This window comes from Litorivivens sp. (genome assembly GCF_041625495.1).
Classification (GTDB): Bacteria; Pseudomonadota; Gammaproteobacteria; order Pseudomonadales; family Spongiibacteraceae; genus Litorivivens.
This window is the reverse complement of the sequence record NZ_JBFJTH010000130.1, coordinates 1-11,098: the sequence shown is the minus strand read 5'-3', so window position 1 is coordinate 11,098 and position 11,098 is coordinate 1. Positions and strand designations below refer to the sequence as shown.

Here is an 11,098-nt window from a genome sequence, read left to right as displayed (position 1 = left end):
TTCATAGTGACATCTTCGCCATTGATATAGCCTTCTACAGCATCGTAGGTCAGGGCTCGCAGGGCAGTCACTTCGGTTAGCAGCTCGGCCAGACGGAAGTGCACCACCTGATTGTCGAGCACCGATTTGCCAAAAATCTTTCGCTCCCGGGTGTATTCCGTGGTTTTTTCAATCAGGTATTCCATGCTCTTCAGACCACCCGCTGCCGCGTACAGCCGCTCTTCCTGAAACTGCAGCATCTGATAGACAAAGCCCTGCCCTTCTTCACCAATGCGATTGCGCTGCGGTACCCGCACATCATCCAGAAACACCTGCGCAGTATCCGATGACCGCATACCGAGCTTGTTCAGGCGCGCTGAAAAGGAAACACCCGGCGCATTGGTCGGCACAACGATCAGCGACTTATTCAGATGCGGTTTATCGTCGCTGGTATTGGCAAGCAAGCACAGGTAATCCGCCTGGGTAGAGTTAGTGATCCACATTTTGGTGCCGTTGATCACATAATCATCACCATCTTTGCGCGCAGTGGTTTTGATCGCAGCCACATCAGAGCCTGCATGGGGTTCGCTCACCGCAATGGAGAAAACAGCATCGCCTGCTATGGCTGGCACGAGGAATTCCTTGCACAGCGCTTCGCTGCCAAACTTGGCCAGCGCGGGCGTAGCCATATCGGTCTGCACACCGATACCCATCGACACACCGCCACTGGCTATCAGGCCCATTTCTTCAATAAACGCCATCTGGTAGCTGTAATCGAGCCCCATGCCGCCATACTCGGCAGGCTTGTTGATCCCCAGAAGGCCAAGGTCGCCAAGCTTTTTAAACACCTGGTGCGCCGGGAAAATCCCTTCCTCTTCCCAGGCATCCGCAAAGGGGTTGATCTCCTTTTCGATAAACTGGGCTGCCGTGTTACGAATGGCTTGGTGTTCTTCAGTAAAACGCATGGTGCTCTCCTTGTTATATTGGCATTCCTGTCGCACCTGGCTATTGTCCAACGCGACGGGTGAACATTTGATGGCTAACCTTTTCGCCTGCAGGCAAGCTCCCACCAATCAAACAAAGTCCAGCGGGAGCCAGCCTTACTGGCAATTGCTCGACGCACCGCCCGCAGGCTTGCGGACGAGCGCTTACGGAAAATCGGGCTTAAAACAACTCGGGCGCATCGGTAAACGGATACTTTACCGGCTTAAACAACGCCTGCTCTGCGCCAACGGCTTCCGCCTTTACAAAAGCCGGGCGCGCTTTCAAGCGCTGCCAGTAGTCCCGAACAACCGGCTCATAAAACTGATCAAGCCCCAGGCTTTCCCCCAGGTATAACGCATAGCCAATGGCAATATCGGCGATGGTAAAACGGTTATCGCAGAGAAACTCGCGCCCCTCGAGGTGGGCGTTCAGCCTCTTGAGACGTTTAATAAACCAGGTACTGTAATCTTCTACCGCCTGCGGCAGGCGTCGATCTTTAGCTTCGAGCTGGGAATATCGCAGCGCAATGGTCTGCGGGAAAGTCAGGGTTGCATCCGAGTGAAACAGCCAATTGAGATAGTCGCCGTATTCCGGCTGATCTACTTTAACCCCAAAGTCAAAGCGCTCGAATCTCTCCACCAGATAAAGACAAATACCGGAAGACTCGGTCATCTCTACCTCACCGTGAGTAAAAAAAGGCACCGTTCCCAAGGCGTTGGTCTCAAGGTAGTCCCGCTGAAAGACCCTCGGTGGAAACGGCAACAAGACCAGCTCATAGTCCAGCCCCATCTCTTCAAGCGCCCACAGCGGTCGCAAGGAGCGAGCGCTGTAACTGTGCCAGAGTTTCAGTTTACTCATCGTTATTCCTACTATCCGGTTGACCTGCAATTGATATTGACGCGCGGCAAGATCACGCATTATTTCTTCGCTGCCCCCGCCAATAGCGTTGACACGCACTTCTCGGTAGAAACGCTCCACCCGGTTACCGCGTAGGTAACAGGCCCCGCCCAGTATCTGGCTGGCTTCACGCGTACAGTATTCCATGGTTTCACTGGCCTGAACCTTAGCCAATGCCAGGTCGCCCGGGCTCAATCGGTTTTCAATGTGGGCCAGCGTTACGTGCTGCAAATAGGCTTGAGTGGCATTGATTTTCTGCTTCATGGTGGCAATCTTGTGGCGAATGACCTGATGGTCAGCCAGCCGCTTGCCGAAGGTTTTTCGCTGCTGCGCCCACTCCACCGCCTCTTCAAGACAAACCCGCGAAGCCGCTTCCATGGTCACCGCCAGGCCGATGCGCTCCGCATTGAAGTTACTCATGATCACGAGAAAGCCCTGGCCTTCTTCACCAATCAGGTTTTCAACTGGCACCTTCACCTCATCAAAATAGATGGTGCCAGTTTCCGCACACCACCAACCCTGTTTGCGATCCAGACGCGTGCGCGAGACCCCTTCAAGATCAGTGGGAATCAGCAGCATAGACACACCGCGCGCGCCATCACCGCCGGTACGCACGGCGGTGCTTACCCAATCCGCGCCCATCACACCGGAAATAAAGGTCTTACTGCCATTCACAATGTAGTAATCACCCTCACGGCGTGCGGTGGTTGTGATATTGGCAACATCAGATCCACCCGAAGGCTCAGTAATGCCCAACGCAATGCGCTTCTGCCCCGCCATGATTGGCGGAATAACCTGCTTCTTGATCTCTTCTCTGGCGAAGTGCACCACCGGCGGCAGGCCAATACCGTGAATCATCAGATTACTGGCAAGGCCACCGGCAGAACCGGCACGGGTAAGCTCCTCATTGGCAATTCCCACGTGCCAGGCATCGATACCTTCAGAGATGCCACCGTAGGCCTCCGGATAGCCTAGCTGCAGCAGACCAATTTCGGCGGCTTTGGGCCAGAGCTCATCTGCAATTTTTCCGGCCTCCTCCCATTCATCGAGATAGGGGACAACTTCAGTATCAAGAAATTTGCGTAATTGGGTGCGCCAGGCTTCGTGCTCAGGCGTCAGATGCGGGTTGTGCAGGCGGGCACTGTCGAAACACAGCGACATGGTATCTCCTTTGGACACACGCTTATTATCGATGCTCAGTGTAGCGGGGTTTTCCCAGCAAACTTGGGAGATGGCGCCAAAAATGTTGGAATTAAAACCCCTGCTGTCTGCACCAGTCGGCAATAGCAATGAGCACCTGCTCAGGCGCCTCCTGAGGCAGCATATGCCCAACTCCGGGCACCGTGATGGCTTGGATATGGGCAGGCAACCGCCGCTGATTGCGGGCAAATTCCGCCTGGGGATGCAGATAGGACGTCTCTCCACGCAAAATCAGGGTTGGAACCTCCAGCTTGCGTGCCACCGGCCAGAAGACCGCTGTGTGTTGAAAATTCCGGGCTTCCCACTCTCGGCTATACGCCAATGTGTAGCCAGAACCCTGACTACGCAGGGCGGCGGCACCATAGTCGGCCATCGCTTGCTCCGTGAAGCTGCGGTACACCGCTTTCTCCCGATGGTAAGCCACAAAGGCATCCGAATCCGGCCAGATTTCCCGGCGATTGCGGGTACGGGTCACCAGCTCCATGCGTTTGGTCAATGCCGGGACCAGGCGAACCAAGAAGGGCAGCCAGCGCCCGGGCACCGTTGCCGGATCAATCAACACCAGAGCGCGAAATCGCTCCGGGTGACGACGCGCTGCCAGCGCAGTCACCGTAGCGCCGATGGAATGGCCAATGCCAATCGTCGGCAGTGTTATCGCCCTCGGCTCAAGAGATGCTAGCAGATCTTCGGCATGGCCATGCCAGTTAAAACCCTCCGGCGGTATTTTCTTATCCCAAACACCACGGTTTTCCAAGCCGAGCAAAGGCCATTGATCCGACAAGCCTTTCAACAGGAAGTCATAGCTTCGGACCGGAAAACCGTTGGCAGCCAAAAATACGGCTTTTGCCTCTCCCTTGCCCCATTTCAGGGCGCGACGACTCAACGGTGGCAGATCCAACTCACTCATAATCTCAACGCAAAATTTAAAGAGCCTGTATGGTACACACTCTCGGGCTGCTGTGAAGCAATCATGAAATCAATTCAAGCTATTGATTCTCCGTATGAAACAACGTAAACATAGGCATGGAAACTTGTGCCCATTTTTTGTAATGTAGGGCTCGAAATCCTGCGCCCCATTGGGGTGCAGACAATAATGTGTTTTCACGGGGAGACCATAATGAGAAAACACCTGCCTTTAGCTGCGGCAATTGCCGCGATATCTGCGTCTTATACCTCACCGGGTATTGCCCAAAATCAACAAGCTGTACTGGAAGAAGTTGTAGTCACCGCGCGGAAGCGCTCTGAAACGCTGCAGGATGTACCTTTTTCTATCGCTGCTCAAACTGAAGGTCAGCTGCGCCGTTCAGGTGCTACCAACCTCGAAACGATGGCTGATGGCGTAGCCGGCTTGGCGGTACAGAATTTAGGCCCCGGTCAAAGCCAGGTCGCCATCCGCGGTATCTCTGCGGGACAGATAGTCCGAGATCAGCCCGGAGTGAAGGAGCAAGCCGGGGTATATCTCGACGAATCAGTTATCTCACTGTCCCTTTTTACGCCTGATCTGGACTTTTATGACACCAACCGCGTAGAGGTGCTTCGTGGCCCCCAGGGCACGCTGTTCGGTTCTGGCTCTCTCTCGGGCACTATTCGTTACATTAGTAACGAGCCAGATTTAGCTGAAACTTCAGGCTCAATCAGCAGTACAGCCCAACACGTAACAGACGGCGAGTGGGGCGGCAGCCTGAAAGGACATGTCAATATTCCTCTAAGTGATACTCTCGCTATTCGCGCAGTCGCTTATGCCGAGGAGTTCGCTGGTTACATTGATGCTCACCAGCCAAATGGTGGCATGAAGAAAGACGTCAATAGCGGCAACCGCGAAGGGGCGAGAATCGCGCTCAAGTTTGAGCCAAATGACAAGCTCAGCATTACCCCTAGAGTGGCATATCAGAACATCGATATGGATGGTTTCAACCGCGAAGACCACTACAATATTTTGGCAAACCCCTTTACTACCACACGCCCCGCCATTGATATGGACGAGCGCGAGCAGTACACGCAGCTGCAAGAGAAGTTTAAAGACGAGTTTTTCCTTGCTGATGTGACCGTCAACTACAGCACTGACGAACTACTATTCACCTCCATCACATCCTGGACAGACCGCGATGTGCTTGTGCTGCGCGATGCCACCGCACTCACGGCTAGTATCACAGGTGGATCTGCCAATGAGTCCGAAACGATCTACACGCTGGATGCGCCGCTGGCTGATGAGACAGAAGTAGAAGTTGCGACCCAAGAGTTTCGTTTGGCGTCCAATGACGAGAGTCAACTGCAGTGGGTAGCCGGTGTGTTTTACTCGGAAATCGACCGTCACTATGGTCAGTCCCTGGTAGTCGCAGGCTACGAAGCCAATGGTGGTACCGCGTTCGCCCCCACAGCAGGCCCTCGCGCCAGCACCGACGAGCTCTACTATTCCGACATTCCCTACGAGCTAAAGCAGTTTGCAGTATTTGGCGAAATGTCATATGACGTAACCGAACGACTCAACCTGACGGTGGGCGCTCGCTGGTTCGACTTCGAAGAAGACCGGATACTGACCTTCGACGGCTCATTTGCAACTAGAACAATCGATGTGCCTGGTGAGACCGATAGCAGTGGCGTATCACCTCGAATTCTTGCACGGTACGACTTGAACGACGATGTCATGCTTAATGCGCAAGTAGCCAAAGGCTTTCGCTTGGGTGGTATCAACGACCCAATAAATACGGCCCTTTGTACTCCGCAGGATGCCGCAACATTTGGTGGTTTTAATGAGTTCGACGATGAAGAAGTCATAAACTACGAAATTGGCGCCAAAACTACTGCGTTTGGAGGTCGAGGCACCTTTAACATCTCCGCGTTCTATTCTGACATAGAAAACCTGCAGGCAACCCTTGACGCTGGTACATGCTCATCACGAATCGTGTACAACGTCGAAGATGCTCATTCCCAAGGTATTGAGATCGAGATCGCCGCTCGCCCCACCGACAACTGGGAAGTAAGCTTGGCTGCAAGCTATATCGATGCCGAGCTCGACTCGACTGTCACGTCAACTGATAGCGGTGGGAATGTTACTATTCTGGCAGGTATCGAGGATGGCAATGAATTGCCTACCGCTTCAGACTACAGTTTGGCCCTGACCAGCACTTACTTCTTTGAACTCACGGAAGGCTGGGAAGGCTATGTGACTGGTGCCTTCCAGAGTGTCGGAGCGCGCTATACACAGATTAATGATCAGACTGCTGGCGCAGGTACGGTAAGCCTGTTCCAAAACGTTGGCGGCGGTACGCAATCAACTTTTAACTTCGACAGTGATCTGGATAGCTACCAGACCGTCAACCTCCGCTTTGGTGGTCGCACCGCAAACTGGGATATTGCTCTGTTTGTAAATAACGCGACGGATGAGAATGTTCGCCAGTCACTTGACCGCGAGCGTGGAGGACGCGCCCGCGTCGGCTACCGCGTCGGCCAACCCCGCACTGCAGGCATTACCGCCCGCTACGACTTCTAACCTGAAAAGGTGACCATTTGGTAAGGGCAGCCCTCGGGCTGCCCTTTTTTTATCCATAGGCGTTACACTAGAGGACTAAACTATTTTTTGACGACTACCATGAGCGCTGATCAAACCAACACCTTCCAACGCCGCCTCGACCTAGAAGGCGCGCCCAATATCCGCGATTTGGGCGGATACGCGACCGCAGACGGGGGCACTACCCGCTGGGGCCGTATCTTCCGGGCCGGCCGACTATCTGCCCTGACCCCCAGTGACAAAGCCACGCTACAGCAATTTAACCTGCGCGTGATCTGCGATTTCCGGCGCGAAGACGAGTATCTGAAAGACGTCACAGACCTGGGCGATTTCGCCAACGCAGCGATTCACAACCTCGCCATTTCACCAGGCAACCACACCCGCTCTATTGCCGAGACAGAGTTCACCCAGGTGAGCGGTGAACAGATGTTCGAATGGATGGTGTTGATCAACCGTGAACTGGCGCTTAAACAGACTCACACTTACCGCCGGATGTTTGAACTGCTGCTCGACACCAAAGATGGCGGCTTCCTGTTCCACTGCTCGGCAGGCAAAGACAGAACCGGCTTTGCCGCAGCCCTGATACTCGCCGCCCTGGATGTACCGCGCGAAACCATCATGGAAGACTACCTGCTAACAGCCCAGTACTACCCGCCAAAGGGCGAGCTGGAATATCTGGCCGGAAAGTATATGGACAACTCGCCAGAGACTGACTTGAGCGTGTTTCATGCCTTGATGGACACCCGCGAGGAATATCTAAATGCGGCTTTCAACGCGATTGAAGAGCACTACGACTCCACGGATCACTACCTAGAACAGGAACTGGGCATCAACCGCGCACTGCGGCAAAAGCTGAAAGCTCGTTACGTCGAGTAATCATTGCGAGGATTGCTGTACGGCGTCGGTCAGCCCAGCCTGCTTTACCACCCGGCGCCAGGCAATAATCTGCGCTGCCAGTGACAGCCTGACCCGCAATTCCTCCTCCCAGAGGGGCTTGCGGATGAAATCATCGGCCCCCGCATCCATCGCCGCAATAAGATCCACACGCTGTGAGCGTCCGGTTATCATGACAAAGTAAGGCCTGCTCGACAGCGGCATCTGCTGCACCTCCCGGCAAATATCCAAACCACTGACACAGGGCAATTCCCAGTCACACAACACGATATCGAACAAAGGTTTTTTCAGACACTTCAGTGCCTGCTCGCCGTCGCCGACACAAACCACATTCACACCGCGCCGCCCCAAAAGCACCTTGATTCGCTCGCGCTCCGCCAGAGAGTCGTCTACGACCAGCGCGGTGTAAATGGCTGCGGATTCATTAGGTGTAGTATTCATCACTCATTCTCCGCTAGGCGACCAGAGAAGAGCTGGAAAACGAGCCCCCGCTCCAATAGGCGCGGCAGCGGAACGCACGCCGCAATCGCAAATGCAGCTCCTCTGCACTGCGGCTTTCTGCGGCCATGATATCGTCGACCCCGGGCGCCGCGTTGACAGGCGTATCGTGTGCCTCGTTCATCAACAAAACATAGGGACGCCCACTTAAGGAGAACAACGAAAGATCTTTGGCAATTTCCAACCCGCTCGAATCCGGCAGCTGCCGCGTTACAAGCAAGGCTGCCACGTTATTGTTTTGCAAGGTCAAGCGAGCTTCAGCACCGCTGCCCACCGCAATAACACGATAACCTTGCTCCTCAAGGAAACGCTTAGTTGTCAGACGGCGCCCCAGCGCCCGGTCTGCAATCAAAACGACACCCTTTTCCCCCTCATCAGCACGCTCTACATTCGCTTTCATGGTAGTAACCTCTTTTGGGTTTGCTCATGTCTGATGACATAACCTTCGTTGCAAACTGGAGGCCAAAACCGATAAATTTGTTTTTCTATTTATTTTACAAAGAGTTATCGGCACTCGATTGTCCTAATCGCAAAACCTGGCTCAATTGCATCGCAAAATGCAATCCAAGTTGCAAAGCAAAGCGAAAGCGTGCTCGAGCACAAGGGCCTGAGCGCTAAAATGCTTGCCTGAGAATCACTCCATTGGTTCGCAGCGCCGCAACTGAGGCATTGTGATCATCGGCTGCGCTCGACCTACTTCCTCTTGCAGCCGCATTGAACGGGTGTGACTAACCTGAAGCCAGGCGGTGGATACGCTCAACAGCATCGAACTGCCACCCCAACAGCGCCAACCATCCATTTCGCGGCTGCATAAAGTACCCGCACTATTTCCTGATACGCCACTAAACTTCTGCGGCGATACTGTCGTAATCAAGCGGCAATGAATTCAAAATAAGGTGGGGGCGGTTGGGGAAGCGTTTCTATAAGTGTTCTAGAAAGCCCGCCGTGCACCGACGGCGGGCTGTGAGGCAACGACGTTACTGCAGCAGACTGCGCAGCATCCAGGCCGTTTTTTCGTGAACCTGCATACGCTGGGTCAGCAGGTCTGCGGTGGGCTCATCATCGGCTTCATTTACTGCAGGTAACATCTTGCGCGCGGTTCGCACCACGGCCTCCCGCGCGAGCACCAGTTCGCGAATCATTTCTTCTGCATCTTCCTGACCCGATGCTTCTGACACCGACGAGAGCTGCGCAAACTCTTTGTAGGATCCCGGCGCTGGCTCACCGAGCGTGCGAATTCGCTCGGCGATTTCATCGATCGCCGGTGCCAGTTCAAGGTACTGCTCTTCAAACATCTTGTGCAGTGTATTGAACATCGGGCCGGTTACGTTCCAGTGGTAATTGTGGGTTTTCAGATACAGCGTGTATTCGTCAGCCAATAGCAGTGAGAGGCCTTTGGCGATGTCCGTGCGACGCTGCTTTTCAATCCCGATATCTATAGCCGGTGCAGTATTTCTCATAATGTCCTCCTTGCTCTCTATCTTTTTCAACCTTGATGAACAGTGTAAACATAGGCCAAAGCTTAGAAAAAATGGCTTTTATCGATCATGGCGATTGAAAAAACCTATGACGAAACATCGATCTACGTAATACGTCGCGCGCCTTAAAAACGCACCCAACGATTGCCATTTTTTGCTAATAAGCTATTTTTAGAAAATGTGCACTTACACAAAAAAAAGAGCACACACGGTGGTAATGGGAAACCAACGTTAACCGGGGAGATATAAGATGAATAACATTCTGATCCGACATCTAACCTGGGTGAGTGTGTTTGCAGCTAGCAGCGCACAGGCAGCCAACCCACAATTCCAGAGCTTTTTTGATCAGGCCTGTAGCAACGCCACAGGCAACATGGCCACTCGGTGCAGCGGCCCTACGGGCAGCAACCTCTCGGGAGACAGTGAATCATCGCTCACTCCAAGCCAGATGCTCAGCGCAGGCGATGCAAGCCTGCTGACGGCCGAGTCAAAGGCATTGGACAGCGGCGAGCTTCTGAAAATAGGCCCGTTAAGTGTCGCCTTCAACATCAGCACCGGGGAACTCGACGCCGATGATCGAGACGGGAGCAACGCCGAACGAGGCTACACGGCAGACATATCCAGCTTTGCCATGACGTTTGATTACCGCCATTCGGAACAACTGGTCTCGGGGGCCATACTCTCCTTTGAGCGCAGCGAACTCGAGTTCGACGCCCTTGAACCCTCGGGCTCACCCTTCACCCCCCAACCACGGGCGGGTCGCTATGAAACTGACGGCATTGCGATAACTGGCTTTGCGCAATACACCACCTCTACAGGGGTGTTCGCTGATGCCAGTATTGGCTATACCGACCTGTCCCACGACTTCGAGCGCAACTCGGTATACCAGCCATCGTCGCGGGTCTCACAATTGGATGTGAGTACGGAAGCCGACGCTGACGGTCAGAGACTCTCGCTTCATGTGCGCGCGGGGAAAAGTATCCAGCTGGGGGCTTGGAGCGTGAGCCCGCAGACAAGCGTAATGCACGTAAACACCACCACCGACAGCTACCGAGAGAAAGACACTAATAACAGCGGCCTGGCCATGCGCTACAAACGCTATAAACAGGATTCCTTACTAGGCATTGTGGGAACCAGCCTCCAACGAGCGTTCAGTACTGATTTTGGCGTCATTTCCACCCAACTGCGCGCAGACTACCAGCGCGAGTTTGAACGCGACGACGAGGAGGTTGATGCCATCTTTGTCAATGACAGCGGCGGTACAGTATTTACCCTCGCCGGCGACGATCCGGATAAGAGCTATGTACGTGCCGGACTCAGTGTGGTCGCACTGTTGGCTCAGGGCTGGTCACTCTACTTGGATTACGAACAGCTATTCGGTAACAGCGAGTATGACCAATACCGCGGTACGCTGGGGTTTCGAAAAGAGCTTTAATGCCCGCGGTGCAGGAATTTCGGTGCGCTGATGATGCCAGGCATACCGCCTGGCCAACTGGCGCCGCCGGGGTCGGGAGCACCCTATTAGTGAAAAGCACCCAGAAAGAACCAAGCGTGAGAAATACCTGCCGCGCCGGCTTGCTGGGCGCCCCAACTAGCCCCCGCAACGCCCCAAAGGCGGGTTTGAGCGCCTCCAGCAGCTGTTTTCGGGGCTATTTTGGAG

Annotated in this window: 9 protein-coding genes and 1 pseudogene; 3 read left to right on the top strand and 7 right to left on the bottom strand. The window is 54.1% G+C overall.

What is annotated here, in order from left to right; all coding sequences use genetic code 11:
• From ABYP39_RS13960 to ABYP39_RS13945, 4 genes and pseudogenes are all read right to left on the bottom strand, one after another.
• On the bottom strand, positions 1 to 944 hold a 944-nt coding region (locus ABYP39_RS13960; RefSeq protein ID WP_372783104.1), incomplete at its 3' end, for an acyl-CoA dehydrogenase family protein.
• A gap of 199 nt (positions 945 to 1,143) precedes the next feature.
• Positions 1,144 to 1,821 carry a glutathione S-transferase family protein gene (locus tag ABYP39_RS13955; RefSeq protein ID WP_372748235.1) on the bottom strand — a complete coding sequence of 226 codons (678 nt, stop codon included), beginning with the start codon at positions 1,819 to 1,821 and terminating at the stop codon, positions 1,144 to 1,146.
• 27 nt (positions 1,822 to 1,848) lie between these two features.
• Positions 1,849 to 3,021: pseudogene (locus tag ABYP39_RS13950) on the bottom strand (acyl-CoA dehydrogenase family protein); the annotation flags it as partial.
• A gap of 91 nt (positions 3,022 to 3,112) precedes the next feature.
• Positions 3,113 to 3,967: an alpha/beta fold hydrolase gene (locus ABYP39_RS13945; protein ID WP_372748237.1), complete on the bottom strand. Its 855-nt coding sequence runs from the start codon at positions 3,965 to 3,967 to the stop codon at positions 3,113 to 3,115.
• Positions 3,968 to 4,177: 210 nt separating this feature from the next.
• Between ABYP39_RS13945 and ABYP39_RS13940 the strand changes: the two genes are divergently transcribed.
• On the top strand, positions 4,178 to 6,550 hold the full coding sequence (locus tag ABYP39_RS13940; RefSeq protein ID WP_372763822.1) for a TonB-dependent receptor: 2,373 nt from the start codon (positions 4,178 to 4,180) through the stop codon (positions 6,548 to 6,550).
• Between the two features lie 99 nt (positions 6,551 to 6,649).
• Positions 6,650 to 7,444: a tyrosine-protein phosphatase gene (locus ABYP39_RS13935; protein WP_372750393.1), complete on the top strand. Its 795-nt coding sequence runs from the start codon at positions 6,650 to 6,652 to the stop codon at positions 7,442 to 7,444.
• On the opposite strand, the gene ABYP39_RS13930 is transcribed toward ABYP39_RS13935, so the two are convergent.
• From ABYP39_RS13930 to ABYP39_RS13920, 3 genes are all read right to left on the bottom strand, one after another.
• Entirely contained in the window at positions 7,445 to 7,903 is a 459-nt protein-coding gene (locus tag ABYP39_RS13930) for a PleD family two-component system response regulator (RefSeq protein ID WP_372760468.1), read from the bottom strand.
• 13 nt (positions 7,904 to 7,916) lie between these two features.
• Complete coding sequence (locus tag ABYP39_RS13925) at positions 7,917 to 8,360, bottom strand: hypothetical protein (protein WP_372760466.1); 444 nt, start codon at positions 8,358 to 8,360, stop codon at positions 7,917 to 7,919.
• A gap of 577 nt (positions 8,361 to 8,937) precedes the next feature.
• Positions 8,938 to 9,420 carry a Dps family protein gene (locus ABYP39_RS13920; protein ID WP_372783102.1) on the bottom strand — a complete coding sequence of 161 codons (483 nt, stop codon included), beginning with the start codon at positions 9,418 to 9,420 and terminating at the stop codon, positions 8,938 to 8,940.
• 268 nt (positions 9,421 to 9,688) lie between these two features.
• Between ABYP39_RS13920 and ABYP39_RS13915 the strand changes: the two genes are divergently transcribed.
• Positions 9,689 to 10,873 carry an autotransporter outer membrane beta-barrel domain-containing protein gene (locus tag ABYP39_RS13915; RefSeq protein ID WP_372783100.1) on the top strand — a complete coding sequence of 395 codons (1,185 nt, stop codon included), beginning with the start codon at positions 9,689 to 9,691 and terminating at the stop codon, positions 10,871 to 10,873.
• Positions 10,874 to 11,098: the final 225 nt, after the last annotated feature.